General features: G+C 55.2%; 12 protein-coding genes. 3 read left to right on the top strand and 9 right to left on the bottom strand.

All coding sequences use genetic code 11. From position 1 onward, the window contains the following. Positions 1-137: 137 nt before the first annotated feature. The 4 genes from ACFO1S_RS24265 to ACFO1S_RS24250 all read right to left on the bottom strand — a co-directional run bounded on the left by ACFO1S_RS24265 (position 138) and on the right by ACFO1S_RS24250 (position 4549). Complete coding sequence (locus ACFO1S_RS24265; protein ID WP_204602470.1) at positions 138-2006, bottom strand: FtsX-like permease family protein; 1869 nt, start codon at positions 2004-2006, stop codon at positions 138-140. Next, positions 1981-2751: an ABC transporter ATP-binding protein gene (locus ACFO1S_RS24260; RefSeq protein ID WP_204602471.1), complete on the bottom strand. Its 771-nt coding sequence runs from the start codon at positions 2749-2751 to the stop codon at positions 1981-1983. The genes ACFO1S_RS24265 and ACFO1S_RS24260 overlap by 26 nt, the downstream gene beginning before the upstream one ends. Before the next feature lie 101 nt (positions 2752-2852). Next, the gene (locus ACFO1S_RS24255; protein ID WP_204602472.1) at positions 2853-3845 is read right to left on the bottom strand and encodes a sensor histidine kinase; all 993 of its coding nucleotides are present in this window, start codon (positions 3843-3845) and stop codon (positions 2853-2855) included. After that, the gene (locus ACFO1S_RS24250; RefSeq protein WP_204602589.1) at positions 3842-4549 is read right to left on the bottom strand and encodes a response regulator transcription factor; all 708 of its coding nucleotides are present in this window, start codon (positions 4547-4549) and stop codon (positions 3842-3844) included. The genes ACFO1S_RS24255 and ACFO1S_RS24250 overlap by 4 nt, the downstream gene beginning before the upstream one ends. 168 nt (positions 4550-4717) lie before the next feature. Between ACFO1S_RS24250 and ACFO1S_RS24245 the strand changes: the two genes are divergently transcribed. Next, the gene (locus ACFO1S_RS24245; RefSeq protein ID WP_204602473.1) at positions 4718-5266 is read left to right on the top strand and encodes a hypothetical protein; all 549 of its coding nucleotides are present in this window, start codon (positions 4718-4720) and stop codon (positions 5264-5266) included. A gap of 67 nt (positions 5267-5333) precedes the next feature. On the opposite strand, the gene ACFO1S_RS24240 is transcribed toward ACFO1S_RS24245, so the two are convergent. Beyond that, positions 5334-6437, bottom strand: coding sequence for a nitric oxide synthase oxygenase (locus tag ACFO1S_RS24240; protein WP_204602474.1), 1104 nt, complete (start codon positions 6435-6437; stop codon positions 5334-5336). Between the two features lie 54 nt (positions 6438-6491). Continuing rightward, positions 6492-6767, bottom strand: coding sequence for a hypothetical protein (locus ACFO1S_RS24235; RefSeq protein ID WP_204602475.1), 276 nt, complete (start codon positions 6765-6767; stop codon positions 6492-6494). Positions 6768-6930: 163 nt separating this feature from the next. Between ACFO1S_RS24235 and xerS the strand changes: the two genes are divergently transcribed. Continuing rightward, positions 6931-8016 carry a tyrosine recombinase XerS gene (gene xerS, locus ACFO1S_RS24230; RefSeq protein WP_204602476.1) on the top strand — a complete coding sequence of 362 codons (1086 nt, stop codon included), beginning with the start codon at positions 6931-6933 and terminating at the stop codon, positions 8014-8016. Positions 8017-8330: 314 nt separating this feature from the next. Next, positions 8331-9737, top strand: a complete 1407-nt coding sequence (gene fumC / locus ACFO1S_RS24225; protein WP_204602477.1) for a class II fumarate hydratase — start codon at positions 8331-8333, stop codon at positions 9735-9737. A gap of 316 nt (positions 9738-10053) precedes the next feature. Here the strand turns inward: fumC and ACFO1S_RS24220 are convergent, their stop codons facing one another. The 3 genes from ACFO1S_RS24220 to ACFO1S_RS24210 form a co-directional block, all read right to left on the bottom strand. Beyond that, a complete protein-coding gene (locus ACFO1S_RS24220; RefSeq protein ID WP_204602478.1) occupies positions 10054-12762 on the bottom strand; it encodes an FG-GAP-like repeat-containing protein in 2709 nt (902 codons plus the stop codon). Positions 12763-12834: 72 nt separating this feature from the next. Further along, positions 12835-15480 (bottom strand): winged helix-turn-helix domain-containing protein, encoded by a 2646-nt coding sequence (locus ACFO1S_RS24215; RefSeq protein ID WP_204602479.1) that lies wholly within the window; start codon positions 15478-15480, stop codon positions 12835-12837. A gap of 90 nt (positions 15481-15570) precedes the next feature. Then, complete coding sequence (locus ACFO1S_RS24210) at positions 15571-16284, bottom strand: metallophosphoesterase family protein (RefSeq protein WP_204602480.1); 714 nt, start codon at positions 16282-16284, stop codon at positions 15571-15573. Between the last annotated feature and the right edge of the window lie 24 nt (positions 16285-16308).

The following is a 16308-nucleotide window of genomic DNA, read 5'->3' as shown; positions in this document are numbered from 1 at the left end:
ACCTAAAAAAACGAATCGGTGCGCTATTGAACCCCTGCAACAGCATCGCGAAAAACTCGGCACAAATACAAAAACACGCAGTGCGCAGGCACTCCCGATTCGGGAATGCAGTTGCGCACTGCGTGTGCGAAGTGCAATCAGACCATGACTTGCTTGACATACTTGGCGCGGATGAGCAGGAAGTAGATAAGCTGGATGAGCATGAACGTTCCAAGCACGGTCATCGAGGTCTGGATCAGGCTGTATTCGAACATGTTTTGCAGAGCAATAAGCGCTACGGTGCCATGGATGAAGGCAACCACGATCGGGACAAAAAAGAGAATCATCAACTGCTTCGTCACGATGCCGGACAGCTCGCGGTCGGTTAGGCCCAGCTTTGTGATCGACTTGAATTTCGCCTTATCCTCCGGCATGTCGGCATATAACCGGAAATAAAGGAAGCTGCCGGATGCGACGAAGAACACCGCTCCGATGAACAAGCCAATGAAGAGAACGATGCCGAAGCTCTGGTTGATCAAGGCATATTCGTAGGCGAGAGACATGAAGCTTTTGCCATCGCCGGCAAGCTTCTCTTCCAGCTCCAGGCTGATGTCTTTGGTCGCCCTCCAGCTTTTCAAATCGAAGGCATAGAAGGCTCGCCCTTTCTTGTGATACAGTTTATCGTACGCGGCATCCGACACGATATAATAATCTTGGAATAGAGGCATTGTATTGGAAGGCTGAGCTCCTACCTGATTAAGCTTGAGGTCCTGAAGGGAGATGCTTCCTTGTTGGGATGGAGGCGTCCTCTTGATCTGCAGGTTTTCATTGTAGATCATAACCGCTTCATTGTTATCGATCTCAACGGTCTTCTCGCCCGCCGCCGCCGCAATCGGGTTGAAATCCGAAGCTTTAACGACGTAAACCGTATCCTCCGAACCGGCAAGCCGCTGCTCGGACATGAACGCCTGATAAGCCCGATACGACATGGCGGCATTTGTCAGCGTGCTTTCGATCAGCCGGACATCCGTTGCGGCTTCCTTGGTCATTCCGCGCTCAGAGACGTATTCCATGGCAAAAGGACTTTGTTCGAACAGCAGATTCGTCGCCATTGTTTTAAAGCCGACCAGTGAACCGATCGCCGAGAATGCCAACGTCGACAGAATGGATACCATGAAGAAGGTTCTTGCATTATCCTTCATCCGATAGGACAGATCGGACAGAAACAGCAGATTCGTCTTGCGCCAGAAAAAGCTACGATTGCTTCGGCTCTTGTTAATCAGGTACACGCTGAGCTGCGTAAACAGGAAATACGTGCCCACAATAACCATTAACGTGACGGGAATCATGGCTGCCACGACAGCCATGCCTTTCACTACTAACGCAATCGCGTAACCCGCCCCGATCAGTAAGGCGGCGGTCAAAGACAGCAGGGTCGAGGCTTTGGGCTCCGGCTTCGGCATACTGCTGCCTTTAATCAGATCGATCAGCTTGTTGCCCCGCAGTATAGACACGGTAAACAGACTGATTACGACAAACAGGATCAAGAATGCGAGGAACGTTAGCAACAGCGCCTTCACCGGAATATAGAAGGGCAGCGTCTCCTCCAGCTCCAGCAGGTTGCCCGCCGACAGCAGCATCAGCTTGGAGAAAACAAGCCCCATGCCGATGCCGCTTAGCGTAGCGAACAGGCCGATCAGCACGTTCTCCAGAAACACCATCGCACGAAGCTGGGTATTGGTCATCCCCAGCATCACCATTAAACCGAATTCCTTCTTCCGCGTTTTCAAGAAGGAGCTCATGGAGAAAAGCACGAAGAAGAACGAGAAAACATAGATCAGCCCTTCGGCGAAATGCATACCCGTAGAGACGTTGTTATTTACTTTTCCGTTAGCCAGATCCGGGTGAAAGGCGAACACGGCGTAGACGAAAAATACCATGACCGAGAATGCGCTGCTCAGAAAATAAGCGGCATAGGTTCGCTTGTTGCGCAGGACGTTGTTAAACGCGAATTGTCGAAAGGTCATGCGCGTTCCCTCCCAGCAGCGACAGCACGTCGATGATTTTCTGGAAGAATGCTTGTCTGCTCTCCCCGCAATGGATCTCGTTGAAGAGCTGCCCGTCCTTGATGAAGATGACGCGATGACAGTAGCTAGCTGCGACTGCGTCGTGAGTGACCAGCATCATCGCCGTTCTTTCGGAACGATTAATCGCCGTAAGGATGTCCATCACGTCTTTCGCGGACTTGGAGTCAAGGTTGCCGGTGGGCTCGTCCGCGAATAGAAACTTCGGCGAGTGAATCATCGCCCGCGCGATTGCCGTTCTCTGCGCCTGTCCGCCGGAGATTTCATACGTGCGCTTCTTCAGAATCGACTGGATGCCCAGCTTCGCCGCAATCGCGCCGACCTTCTCTTCCATCACCTTGACCCGTTCGCCCTCCAGCGTCAGCGGCAGAACAATGTTCTCCTCCACCGTAAGCGTAGGCAGCAGATTAAAGTCCTGGAAGACGAAGCCTAGCTCCTTCCGGCGAAAGCGGGCAAGCTCCCGCTTATTCAGCTTGTGCGGATTTTTGCCATTGATCCATACCTCGCCGGTAGTCGGCGAATCGATCGCGGCGACCAGATTCAGCAGCGTCGTTTTGCCGCTTCCCGAAGGCCCCATGATCCCTACGAATTCCCCCTGTTCAATACTCAGGTTAATATCGACCAGGGCTCGCGAAGGCACCTTTCCTCCGTATATTTTGTTCAGTTGACGCACGCTCAGCATCTCCATGCCGCTCTCTCCCCTCTTGCTCTGCGGGACGATTCCCGCTATCTGAGTCCAAGTGTAACAAGCGAGCGAGCCGCATCCCATCGATTTGCCTTTCAGCTTCCTTACATCTTTGTAAGGTAGGACGAAAAAACGAGGCGAACGCAAGTGCCGACGCCGACCTCCGACTCCAGTTCTACCCTATGTCCTAGACGGCTGGCGATCTCCTGCACGAAGTACAGCCCCATGCCCGTCGACTCCCGGTACTTGCGTCCGTTATCCCCGGTGTAGAATCTCTGGAACACCCGCTTGCGATCCGTTTGCGGAATTCCGATGCCTCGGTCTTGAATTTCCAGAACCGCTTCGTCGTTGCGGGCAAAGGCGTTAAAGGTAACCTTCTGGTGGGCATCCGCTGAATATTTAATGGCATTAGTGACCAGCTGGCTGATCAGGAACCCCAGCCATTTCGCATCGCTTTCCACATAGAACGAGGCATCCACCTGCAGCTCCGGATACACCTTGCTTCCGATGAACAGCCGTTTGTTCTCATGGATCGCACTCTCGACAACCGTCCTCAACGAGACGGATTCCACCTGGAAATCCCGTTCGAACGTTTCCAAACGGGCCGCATACAGCACTGTATCCAGCCCTTTCTCCATCCGGTCCGTCTCCTCCAGCACGCTGGAAGAGCGATTGTCGCCCTGGGCTTCCATCGTAAGCCGGATGACTGACAATGGCGTTTTCATCTGATGAACCCATTGGTTGATGAAGGCAAGATGGTCATTGCGGGATTTCTCCGCCGCTTTGAGCTGGCTCTGATAGTGACCGTATTGAGACTGAAGCAGATGGCTGACTGCCGCGGACAACGGAGTCCTCTCTACCTCTTGCAGGGAATCATCCAACGTTTTCAACGGTTCGGATAGCCTTTGATAGAGCGATTGATGAGAGTAGTAGCGATACAGCAAATAACCGCCCAGGCATAGAATGCCCAAGAATACGGAATAGAGGCCGGTAAGCAGATTGCGGTAGCCGTCCAGCCAGTAGACGAGCAGCACCGCGAACAATTGTACGACGCTAAGCAGGAAGAGCGGCAGATGCTCGCGCAGGAAGAGCTTCATATTCCTCTCTCCGCCTCCCACACGGGCACCAGCCGATAGCCAGCTCCCCTTACCGTTTCCAAGCCGCCGTCGATTCCGAATTCCTGGAGCTTCTTGCGCAGACGCGTCATATTTACGTTAAGCGTATTTTCGTCTACGAACGCCTGATCGTCCCATAGCTTCTCCAGGAGCAGCTCCCGGCTGACCACCCGGGGGGAATGCTGCAGGAGCGTTTCCAGAAGAGCGGCCTCCTTCTTCGTTAACGGACTGACAGTCTCGTCCAGCTCCAGCTCCATTCGCTCGGGATACAGCTGCAATCCGCCCAGCTTGACGATCCTTTCCTCTGTCCCGGAGGCGTATTCCCCGAAGGCGCGGCGAAGCTGGCTGCGGATTTTGGCCATGACAACCTCAAGATGAAACGGCTTTGTAATGTAATCGTCTCCCCCGTATTCAAGCGCCATCACCTGATCCATTTCTCCCGAACGTGCGGATATAAACAATATTCGGCATTTGGACACCGCGCGAATCTGCCTGCACCAATAGAAGCCGTCGAACTTCGGCAGATTGACATCCATCAGCACCAGATGAGGGTCGTAAGCCGTAAAAAAATCGAGCACGCGGTCGAAATCCTCGACGACGCCCGTTTCATAGCCGTACTTCTCGATGTTGGCCTGCAAGAGCGACGAAAGCTTCGGATCGTCCTCGCAGATCATGATACGATGCAAAGCGCTCATTCCTTTCCTGCCTGATTGGCGAATACTCACCGACGCAAGTCGGGGGAAATACGGACTAACGTCTTATCGACAAACCCAACCTGCGGGCGTGTCTCCATTCTCCTCCATGCCTTACCATCAAGGTATCCCTATTTTTTGAAGGCAAGGAGCCGTGCTGCAATGAAATCCGATGAAGTGTACGTCGTATTGACCGCAACGGGGACATGGTTCAGCCAGACGATCAAATGGTTTACGAAAGCGCCGCTAAACCACGCTTCTCTTTCCTTCGACAGAGGACTTAGGGAAGTGTATAGCTTCGGGAGAAAAAAGCTGAACAACCCGTTCTCCGCCGGATTCATCCAGGAGAACTTTCGGGACCCCTTCTATCAATCCGCTCCTTGCGCGGTCTACCGCATTCCGGTTGGCGAAATCAGCTATCTTCGGATGCGCCGTCGCTTGAATGACATGAAAACAAGCCCGGAGCGGTATAAGTACCACTTGCTAGGCTTGATCGGTGTGCTTATCCGAAAGAAAATCCCTCGCGAGAACGCCTTCTTCTGCTCTCATTTCGTCGCGTCGGTATTGGAGCAAGAGGGCAATCCGCCGCTAGATAAGCCTTCTCATCTCGTTACGCCGGAGGATTTCGCGCTTTGCTTGAGCGATTGCGAGATTTATCGCGGGACGATGTCCGGTTACATATGCAGCCTGCAAAACGAATTGTCTGCTTAATAGGAAGAACGCCTAACGTTTCGGCTTCGTCGCGATATGCGCAGCATCGATCCCTCCATGCGCCTTCCTAATAGGGACACTCCTGCGCGCGATAGTCGGGGCTGACCTCTCGTTCCTGCAGCTTGCTCTCATGCCAGATCGGCGTAGCCGCAGGAGACATCGGCGGAATCAGCCACGACCAGCGGGCATTGACTTCGCGCCCCTGCTGCTCCTCCCGTTTCATGAACCGCATGAACTGCTCTGCGGCGCTATGATGATCGACGATGCTTACGCCGTTCGCCTTGAAAGAATGAATGACCGAAGCGTTGAGCTCTACCAGCGCCCGATCCTTCCACAGCGTCGTATTCGAGGTTCTATCGATCCCCAGCTTGTCGGCAATGCCGGGCAGCTCGTTGTAGCGATCCGAATCTGCTAAATTCCGCGCGCCGATCTCCGTCCCCATGTACCAGCCGTTAAAGGGCGCAGCCGTATACCGGATGCCTCCGATTTCAAGGGCCAGATCCGACAGAATGGGCACCGCATACCATTTAAGCCCCAGCTCGGAGAACGATTCAATGCTCGGATGGACGAGAGGAACCTCCTTGACCAGAGTCTCCGGAATAGGGAACCACTTAGGGGTGCGTCCGTCGATCTGGACAACCAGAGGCAGCACATCGTATTTCGTGCCTTTTCCTTCCCAACCCAGCCGCAGCGCCTGTTCGGTGAACGCCAGAGAAGCGGGATCGCCGACGATCCCTTCGGATGTGCGATAGCCGGCATAGCGGATAAGCTGATGGTTCCAGATCCGAATCTCTCCGCCGTCCGGACGACGCGATGCGAATGCCGTAAGCGAGGGACGGATTCGTCCGTCGTTCGTCGCGTATCGGATATGGCGAAACAACGCCTCCGCAATATCCTCTTCGGTTCGGAGGCTTCTCTCGTCGAACACTTCGAGAGATTCCCAGAACAGCCTGCCGATACACTTGCTATTGTTGCGCCAGGCGACTTTGGCTCCGAAGCTAAGCTCGTCCGGCGTATGGACATACGTCCCCTCCTCCGCAATCGCGCGCTCGATCTCGGCCAGTCTCTTCTCAAGCTCGGACAAGGAGCGTCCCGTTTCCTCATAGAATTGGCGTACGAATTGCTCGGCTGCTTGTGCGACGTCCTTACTTTGGTTAATGGCATTAATCATTATGCGGCACTCCCATGTAGTTTACATAATTTATTTTACGTTAACTTGTCGAATTCAGTCTCTCGGATGATCCTTGCGTTTGCGGCGTTCGTATAGATGCATGGAAACCCATATAACGGAACCGATTAAGTAGATCGGAACGACAATGACCGCCAATGTCGCAAAATCGGCCAGGTCATCCCATTCTCCCGTGTCTCTCAGCACGGCGTTGAGCAGGATGAGGCAGCCAATCGTATAGATGATGGCCGGCCAGATCCTTCTCTTTCCTATCGCGAAGGCCAGCAGCAGAAGCATCACGACCCAAGTCAGCACATATGCCGGTCCGTGCATGTTCTCTCTCCTCTCTCCAGGCAAATTCTCGCCTTTGCCTGTATTGTATCAGAAACCTCGAACCGTGCGAAATGACACTTCTCGCAACTTTTTTATATCGGTTTGCACTTGTTTTCGCAGGCCTCGCGGATTACAGTAAAGCTATCCCGAACGAGGTGAGCGCATGAACCTGCAAAAACGCAAAGATCGCGAAGAACTCGACAGACGCATCCCGACGATGCCTTGGTATATCGACAAATTCATCCATTATAAATTGCCCGACCTTTCCCCATCCTCCCTGCTCGAATACGTCAGAGACTATGAAACGTTCCTTTCCTGGCTAATGGCGGAAGGATTGACTGAAGCCGCTCGAATGAACGATGTGCCTATTACGGATTTAGAGCGTCTGCACATGGACAGCGTGGATCAATTTCGAATGTTCCTTGCGACCAAGAAGGAGAATGCCAATACGAAGACGACAATCTCCCGGAAGCTTTCATCGCTGAGATCGTTGTTTCACTACTTAAGCCAGATTGCCGAAGACGAGCACTTCTATCCGCTGCTCAAGCGCAACGTGATGGCCAAGGTGTCCGTCAAGCGAACCCACAAGCCCAAGGATACCGCCGCCAAGCTGGAAGGCAAGCTGCTTCAGGAGCAAGAGATTCTCGAATTCATTAACTACATTAAAGAAGATTACGCCCATGATGTGGCCGCCAACAAGCAAGCGATTTACGCGCATGAGCTCAACCGCATCCGGGATTGCTGCATCGTCAGCCTGATCCTCAATTCGGGCCTGCGGGTATCCGAGCTTGTGAATCTGAATCTGGAAGATATCGATTTGAAGAAACGGCTCGTATACGTCTATCGCAAAGGGAAAAACGACGACACGTTTAAGACCCCCGTCTACTTTCGTCAGGACGCCATCCCCGATCTGGAGCAATATTTCGGACAGCGGGATACCCGGTACAAGGCGCCGAGGAAAGAGAAAGCGATGTTCCTGGCGATTGCCAACGGGAAAAAGGAAGGCTCCCGAATGACGAAACGGGCCATTCAGGAGATGGTGATCAAATACGCCAAACGCTTCGGCAAGCCTTATCTCTCGGTGCACAAGCTGCGACACTCGTTTGCAACGGACTACTACTTAAGCAACGATCTGTACAAAACCCAGGAGCAGCTCGGCCATGCGTCTCCGGAGACGACCCAGATTTACGCTCATCTTACGGACAAGACGATGGCGGAAGCGATCGATCGCCGCAAGGAAGACAATTGATCCGAGCCGAAGCTTAGTGCAAAAGCAGCTCCCTCATTCGACACCCGTCGGCAGCTCGGTCTTATCGAGCAGTCGACGGTTTTTTTGATCATTAGTTAACATAATTATAATTATGTCTCTTATTATATTTAATGACATGAAATATAATCCCGACACTGCGATAACGATTATTCAACATCCGCGCATACGTTTAAGTAAACTAGGTAAGCTATATCAGTTGAATTCAGAATGGCAATGGCGATGGCGTCTTCCCTTCCATGCTGCTGCGCATCGCGCATAGGTCTAATCACTTCTTATGAAATCGAGGTGTCGTAATGGAGGATTATCGCATAGAAAAGGATTCTCTGGGCGAGGTTCGCGTAGCTACGGATAAGCTGTGGGGCGCACAAACTCAGCGAAGCATGGACAACTTCCGCATTGGCACGGAGAAAATGCCCATAGAGCTCATCCATTCCTTCGCCCTGCTCAAAAAAAGCGCAGCTCTCGTCAATGCGGAGCTCGGGGGACTGTCCGAGGAAAAAGCTCAGGCCATTGCGAGCGCCGCGGACGACATTGCGCTAGGGTTGAAGGACGAGCACTTCCCTCTTGTCGTCTGGCAGACGGGAAGCGGCACGCAAACCAACATGAACTTGAACGAGGTCATTGCCCATCTGGCTAATGAAAGACTGGCCGATAAGGGCAGCAGCGAGCGAATTCATCCGAACGATGACGTGAACCGTTCGCAAAGCTCCAACGACACGTTTCCTGCCGCGATGCACATTGTGGCGCTTCTCGCCGTAGAAGACAACGTGCTTCCGGCAATCGCCAAGCTTAGGTCCACGTTGCTGCAAAAGAGCGAGCAATTCGCAGACGTCATCAAGATCGGAAGAACCCATCTGCAGGACGCGACTCCGCTCACGTTCGGGCAAGAAATCAGCGGTTGGGTCCGAATGCTGGACAAGACGGAAGCCATGATTCGGGACAGCGCGGAGCATCTTCGGGAGCTGGCCATCGGCGGAACGGCCGTGGGTACGGGAATTAATGCCGACCCGGCGTTCGGCGCCAGGACAGCGAACAAAATCAGCGAGCTTACCGGGAAAACGTTTCGCACGGCGGTCAACAAATTCCACGCGCTAACGAGTCACGACGAGCTGGTCTACGTGCACGGGGCTTTTAAGGCGCTGGCCGCCGATCTGATGAAGATCGCCAACGACGTCCGATGGCTCGCCAGCGGCCCGCGCAGCGGCATCGGCGAAATTACGATTCCGGCGAACGAACCGGGAAGCTCGATCATGCCGGGCAAGGTCAATCCTACGCAGTCCGAGGCCTTGACGATGGTCGTCGCCCAGGTGATGGGCAATGACCTTACCATCGGCTTTGCCGCCAGTCAGGGCAATTTTGAGCTCAATGTGTTCAAGCCGGTGATCATTTATAATTTTCTGCAGTCGGCAAGGCTGCTCTCGGATGCCCTGCATTCCTGGAACGATCGCTGCGCGGTCGGAATCGAGGCCAACGACGCCGTCATTCGCTCGCATCTCGAACGCTCTCTTATGCTCGTCACGGCGCTCAATACGTATATCGGCTACGAGAATGCTGCGACGATCGCTAAAACCGCGCATCGCGAAGGGCTGACGCTGAAGCAAGCGGCCCTCAATAGCGGGCTGCTCACCGAAGCGCAATTCGACGAGATTGTTCGTCCCGAATTGATGATCAGGCCCCGGTCGGCCGAGAAGGCCGAATAATCGAATAGGACGCTACCCATAAGTTGAGTAGCCGACCTCTGACACCCCGTATGTACCATTCGGTATAAAGCGATTCAACTGTTAAAGTTCAATTGACGAAGTTGCTCGTACTGTGCAGGGAAGTCATAATACCCTGGTTGTGCGAGCTTTTCGTTTGTAATGGAGCGTTGCATTACCACGCTCCCGACAGTGCGCCAGTAGCCCTGTCGGGAGTTTCCCCACTGGTAGGTTTGCTACTCCGGTAAGACCAGCTTCCTAGGTTTTGTACCTTCGTTTTCCATTCAGTCTATCGACTTAGCGGGAGAGCCTTTTCTTATTATTCGTTCGAGTTCTGAAGCATCCGAAGCACCACGACCGCGCTTTCGGCACGCGAAGCGGCCGCTTCCGGGGCAAATCGGTTGCTTCCCTTGCCTTGCATCAGACCGCGATTGAGCGCCTCGCGGGCATAGGGTTGTGCCCACGACGGAATCAGACTATCGTCCGAGAAAGACGTCCGAGCCGGCGTCGATGCCGAAGGCCACTTCATCGCCCTCCCGAGCATGACGGCCATCTCGGCCCGCGAGATCGGAGCGCCGGGCCGGAGGTCGCCGCCGGGGTAACCCGTCAAGATCCCGTTCGCCGTAGCATAACGGATCGCGGGTACGGCCCATGCCGGTATGTCCCCGGCGTCGCCGAACGGGACATACCCTGACGGTTCGTCGTCGGAGGAAGCGCCTAACGCCCGCAGAAGCATGACCGCGAATTCCGCCCTCGTGACGGAACGGTCGGGCTCGAACGACGCGGCTGAGGCGCCCTGAACGATGCCGTTCTGCAAGGCTTCGCAGAGCTGAGCCCTCGCCCAATGGCCGTCCAAGTCGGCAAAGGAGCATGCCATCTCCTCCGTTCGATGCGGGATTCGCTCGATCGCGATCGTGATCTTATTCACCGTGCCGTCTTGAGCCTTTAAGGCGAACACCATCGTATTTTTTCCGATCCGGAGAGGGAATTTTTTCGAGCCTTTTAGAGTCTCTTCGCCTTGCGTAACGACGGCTAAGGCATCTTCGGGCGTGATGCGGATTTCGATCTCGTCCGCTTCCGTCGTCGCCGTATACTCCGTAATGCCGTTTGCGAATCGTGGTGTAAGCTGTAGCTTCAAGCCGTTCGCGAGCAGGACCAGTTCCTTCACGTTGGCGTTGCCGGACAAGGGAGAAGCCGGGCCCGACGAAGTCTTCGGAACGGACGGCGGGATCGCGCCCGTCGAGAGAGCGCGGCTTAGTCCGGCGCTCTCGTTGCTCGCGGCGTCCTTGGCGACGACGGTGAAGGCGTACCCCGTTCCCGCCGTTAAACCCTTGACGGAATACGAGTAAACGGACTCGGAGACCGTCGCGATCGGAGCCGGCGCGCTCGCTTCATAGATTTCGTAGGCGTCGACGCCAACGTTATCCGATGCGGCCGGCCAATCGAGCACGAGGCTCGTTTGCGTAATGGCGGTCGCGCCGAGCAAGGCGTCTGCTGGCCATGTCGGAGCGTCGGTATCCGGTATAGGGCCTGGCGGGTCGTCGTCCACGATCGTCACCACGGCTGCAGCAGGCGAAGCGATCGACGCTCCCCCCGACGGATTGGATAACGCGAACGTAAACGTTTCGTCCTCCTCGTCTTCGGAGTCGTCGAGAATCGGAATCGAGATTGTTCGATACGTTTCTCCGGGACCGAAGACCAGCGTGCCGCTTGTAGCCGCGTAGTCGCTTCCCGCCCGCGCCGTCCCGTCCGACGTCGCGTAATCTACCGTCTCCTGGTCGTAGCTGCCTCCGTCGCGATAAACCGCGACGGTTATCGAGCTGTCCCCCTCGGATGCGGAATAAGCGGAAGAAGCGAGCCGGAACGTTCCCGGGTTGCCCGAATTAAAGACGAGAAGATGAGCGGTTGAATTGTTCAAGACCGTCAAGACGGCAATATCGGTTCTGTTATCGCCGTTAAATTTCCCGCCGACCGATGAACCGGACCAGATATAGTGGCCCGGTTCCGCCTCGTATTCTCCTTCGGGCGAATAGGTGCCGTCTTCGTTTTTGAGCAGAATAGAAATCCGATCCGCTCGGATAAGGGCGATATCGGTTCTGCCGTCTCCGTCATAGTCGCCATGGTTCAATCCGGAGGCATCGCGGGAGGTTAGAAAAGAATCGGAATGATTCAAGTGCCTGTCCCGACTGCCGAACACGATATAAATTCCAGGCGCGGCGGAGCCGGAGACGACGATATCGGACAGACCGTCTCCGTTAACGTCGTGGCTATCCAAGGCGACCGGGCTTCCTCCGACCCAGATGTCCGAAGCGACGGAGAAAGTACCGTCCCCCTCGCTGAATAGGGCCGTAAGCATGCCGTTGCCGTTTAAGCAGCCCAAATCCGTCTTGCCGTCTCCGTCCAAGTCCGCCGGCTGACATTTTTTGATCGGCGATCCGACCGGCGTTTCAACGTAGGGCAGAAATGAGCCGGTTCCGTCCCCGAGAGCGACGGCGGCTGCATAGCCGAGCGTGACCGATAGGTCGGGTTTTCCGTCGCCGTTAAAATCGCCGACGATAAAGCCGGGGTTGGAGTACGGACCGAACGTGCTGACGTTCAGCAACATACTCGGGTGCGCAAAAGTCCCGTCGCCATTTCCCGACAGGAACCATGAGAATTGAAGCGGGATGCTCGACTCCATATCAAAGGTAACGAGATCTAGGTTCCCGTCCCCGTTGAAATCGTCCGTTGCGAGATTGGAGGGAAAGGTGGCCACGTACGATTCCCCGACCCGAAAGGTACCGTCTCCGTTGCCTAACCAGATTTGTATCGTATTCATCCCGTAGACGCTGACGGCCAAATCGGAAATGCCGTCTCGGTTGAAGTCTCCGGCGGTCATTTTGTAAGCAACGCTGGACAGTTGATAATCTTCCGCTTCACGCAGCAGTCCCGCCGCGGAGGCGCCTGCCTGAAGGCCGACGATACCCAGCATCAGGCTAACGACTAGCGCAAGCGACCGCCATCGGCGTTTAGGAATCCCATTCGACATGATCTCCGCTCATCTCCTAATATTTTTGATAGGGATAAGTATATCGGACAACATATCGGCGCAATAGTTATATTAGGGGTTATATTCTAGCGGAAAGCCGATCCCGACCGACGATTCGCGCAGTTGCTTCTCTCGCTCGGCCCAACGGATCGCCTGTTCGCGGTTGTCCACGTTCAGCTTCTTGTAAATGCGGTTCAAATGGATTTTGAGCGTGCCGACGCTAATGAACAGGTCGTCGGCGATTCGCTGGTTCGTAGCCCCCGTCAAAACGCGATCGAGAATTTCCCATTGCCGGGCGGACAGCTCTTCCGATTCGGCGAAGGGTTCGGCCGCGGACTTACGAGGGCGAGGTCCTTTGCCGTCGTTCGCCTTCGGCGAGCCGAAGGCGGACAAAAGCATGCGGATATATCTTGCCGATACGTTCCGCAGCTCGCCCGATACGACCCGGTCCAGCGTATGCCGCAGCAGTTCCGCCATCGGTTCGCCTTCGTCGGCATACGAGCGGACATATCCTTCGCGCTCGGCGATGCGAAGTCCGTCGCGCAGGCGAGCCGTCGCCTGTTCCGGTCGCCCTTCGTCGCGATGGATCAGCGCTTGAAGGTTGACGAGCTCGACGAGCGTGAGCTTCCGTCCCTTTTTTTCCGCGGACAGCCACAGCCTTTCGGCTCCATCTATCGCTTCCGACGTTTTGCCCAAAGCCCGCAGTATGCGAATCCGCACCAAATGCTCGTACTCGCGGATAACCAGGGTACTATCGCCCAGATGAGCCCCTGTTCGCTCCAGCCACTCGGCCGCCTCTTCATACTCGCCAATCGACAGCCGCCGCACTATTCGGAACGCTTCGACGACGTCGGCCCATAAGGGAGAAGCGGCCGGTATCGGACTGCGGACCAGCTCGACTAGAAGCTCGTCGGCTTGCCCTCGATGGCCGAGCGAATCCTTAAGTCCGATCAGGGCCTTCATGGCGGGAACCCAAAGCCCGGGATTGCGGGACGTTTCGCCGATTCGCACGCCCTTGAGCAAATTTTCCTCGGCCGCGGGCAGACGATTCCACTCGTACATGATTTCGCCGAATACGGCGTAGCTATAGCCCGTAGCCAGCGTGTCGGCCGGATCGGCCGCGACGTCCGGCTCCATCTGTTTAAGGTAAGAAGCGGCTTTGCGAAGATGGCCGCTCATGCCGAGCGCGCCTCTGCACAGCCGGGTCTCGTGCGCGTTGAAGTCGATTCCGATCCGGATGAAATCGCTGATGACGGTCTTGCGTTCGACGGATTCTTTGGCATAAATCAGGGCGGAGCGAAGGTCGTTGCGGTAAAAGGCTGCCATCATCCGCACGAGAGAAGCTTCCCCGAGCCAATCGCTTTGCGCCTCGGGAGAGCCGGTCCAGGAAGCGGATTTAAGCAAAGCTCGCCCGGATTTGCGCAGCGCGTTCTCGGCTTCGCCGCTTTGACCGGACAGCAAGGCCGACCAAGCATATGTGATGGAAAGGCGTTCCGATTCGTGCGTCATGGAGGACGGCATGGCGTCGAGCCAGCTCTTGAGCAGACTCCAAGAGCCTTCCTTGAGCAGATAAGGGGCAAGTTCGCCGATCAATTCCCCTGCTCGCGCATATTCGGCAGCTTCAAGCCAGTACGGAATCGCTTCGCGGGCGCGAGCGTTTTCTTGCAGCCAGATCGCCGCCTGCCGGATTAATTCCGAGGCGAGCTTCTCGTCCAACCGGCGAAGCTTGTCACGCAGAAATTCGGCGAAAAGGTGATGATACCTATACCAGCTTCCTTGACTATCCAGCGGGACAATGAATAGATTCGCTTTCTCCAACCCCGCCAATATTTCTCCCGAATCGGTCCGGCCGGTTAGTTGGTTGCATAAGGAAGCGCTCATTCTGTCCAAGACCGAAGTGCTCAGCAGAAAATGCTGTACCTGTTCCGGTTGGCGCGACAGCACCTCTTCCGTCAAGTAGTCCATAATGAAACGCTCGCTGCCGTTCACGGAATCGATGAACGCCGAGCGGTCGCCCCGGACGTCCATCGCCATGGCCATCAGCTTGATTCCCGCGATCCAGCCTTCCGTCTTCTCGATCAATCCGGTCATATCGGCGGGAAGGAGTCCTAGCTCAAGGCCATCATTCAAGTAACTGTCCGCTTCATCGTCATCGAAACGCAGATCGGAGATGCCCAGTTCGAGCAACCGACCGCTCGCGCGCAGCCGAGCCAACGGAAACCCGGGTTCGGCGCGGCTGACGATCAGCATGCGAACGAGCGGAGGCAACCGGTCGAGCCACGCCGAAAGCTGAAGATGGATGTCCGGGTTACGGATCAGATGGTAATCGTCCAGTACGACGGACAGTGTGCCTTCCAGTCGATGTAATTGTTCCGCAACCCGATCCAAGCCGACCTCGATCGGTTGATGGGGAAACGCGTTCATCGCCTGCCGGAGCGAGTCGTCCGGGAACGCGTTCGCGGCCTGAATGGATGCGACGATTCCGTTCCAGAATCGAATCGGGTCGTTATCCTCCGAATCGAGAGATAACCAGCTTGCGAGGATCGAGGTTTGGCGGGCCCAATCGGCGACAGCGGTCGTCTTCCCGTATCCGGAAGGAGCCGCGACGATCGTTAACCGGCATGCGGAACCGGCGTCGAGCAGCTTGATCAACCGCGGACGGGCCTGATTTCCCTTATTCGGTTGGGGAATATGGAACTTGCCGGTCGGAATAAACATAACGATAATTGGCCGCTCCCTTAACTCTATCGTTTCGAACCCCGTAAGTTAATTCGAAATACCGCGGTTTCCGCTCCGTATTTATGGCGACTAAAGAGGATTCCGCACGGCATGCGTAGAATACGAGCCGGATTCCTCGATCAGACAGTTAAGCTGAAGGCCGTAAGCGCAGCCGCCGTCTATTCCGATCTTATCCCCCCCGAACCAAATCTCTGAGGAACCGTGCAGCTCCTGCGCCCTTGTGTGGCCGAATACGACTTTCTTGGCTACCCTTGTCGGAGCTTCGTGAAACTCTTTCTTGATGTACATAAAGTCGTGGGCAGGCTGGCTTTTCCAATCGGCAAATCGCGGATTTAATCCCGCATGCACGCAAATCTGACGATCGTCCTCATAATAGTAGGGCAAGCTTGCAAGAAAACGAATATGTGACGGATAGGTCGCATCGATAACGGCGATAGCTTCTCGCAGCATATCCCCGCTCAACTCTTCGTCCGTGCGATTCAAATAGCTGTTCAGCGTCTGCACGCCCCCATGCTCCACAAACTTAGTCCGGACCTCTGCATGAGGCGTCCGAATAAGCTCCACTAGCCTTTGATCATGGTTTCCCTTCAGCGCTACGGCTCCATGGTGCTCGACGAGATTCATGACTCGCTCTACCACTTCCTTGCTTCGGGGCCCTTTATCCACATAATCGCCAAGTAGAATTAGCCGATCCCTTGACGAATCGTAGTCCACTTCAATTAACAGACGCTCCAACGGCTCCAAGCAGCCGTGAACATCGCTGACCATCAACGTTCTGCTCATTTTTTCCACTCCTCACTCCCAGGC

It is taken from the genome of Cohnella boryungensis (genome assembly GCF_042651945.1).
Lineage (GTDB): Bacteria > Bacillota > Bacilli > Paenibacillales > Paenibacillaceae > Cohnella > Cohnella boryungensis.
The sequence above is the reverse complement of the archived record's forward strand: the minus strand, read 5'-3'. Positions and strand labels throughout refer to the sequence as shown.

What these genes read in the sequence shown, in the direction of transcription:
- ACFO1S_RS24260 (WP_204602471.1), bottom strand. Translation starts at nt 2,751, where the DNA reads ATGGAGATGCTGAGCGTGCGTCAACTGAACAAAATATACGGAGGAAAG.
- ACFO1S_RS24265 (WP_204602470.1), bottom strand. Translation starts at nt 2,006, where the DNA reads ATGACCTTTCGACAATTCGCGTTTAACAACGTCCTGCGCAACAAGCGA.
- ACFO1S_RS24235 (WP_204602475.1), bottom strand. Translation starts at nt 6,767, where the DNA reads ATGCACGGACCGGCATATGTGCTGACTTGGGTCGTGATGCTTCTGCTG.
- xerS (WP_204602476.1), top strand. Translation starts at nt 6,931, where the DNA reads ATGAACCTGCAAAAACGCAAAGATCGCGAAGAACTCGACAGACGCATC.
- ACFO1S_RS24255 (WP_204602472.1), bottom strand. Translation starts at nt 3,845, where the DNA reads ATGAAGCTCTTCCTGCGCGAGCATCTGCCGCTCTTCCTGCTTAGCGTC.
- ACFO1S_RS24215 (WP_204602479.1), bottom strand. Translation starts at nt 15,480, where the DNA reads ATGTTTATTCCGACCGGCAAGTTCCATATTCCCCAACCGAATAAGGGA.
- ACFO1S_RS24240 (WP_204602474.1), bottom strand. Translation starts at nt 6,437, where the DNA reads ATGATTAATGCCATTAACCAAAGTAAGGACGTCGCACAAGCAGCCGAG.
- ACFO1S_RS24210 (WP_204602480.1), bottom strand. Translation starts at nt 16,284, where the DNA reads ATGAGCAGAACGTTGATGGTCAGCGATGTTCACGGCTGCTTGGAGCCG.
- fumC (WP_204602477.1), top strand. Translation starts at nt 8,331, where the DNA reads ATGGAGGATTATCGCATAGAAAAGGATTCTCTGGGCGAGGTTCGCGTA.
- ACFO1S_RS24245 (WP_204602473.1), top strand. Translation starts at nt 4,718, where the DNA reads ATGAAATCCGATGAAGTGTACGTCGTATTGACCGCAACGGGGACATGG.
- ACFO1S_RS24220 (WP_204602478.1), bottom strand. Translation starts at nt 12,762, where the DNA reads ATGTCGAATGGGATTCCTAAACGCCGATGGCGGTCGCTTGCGCTAGTC.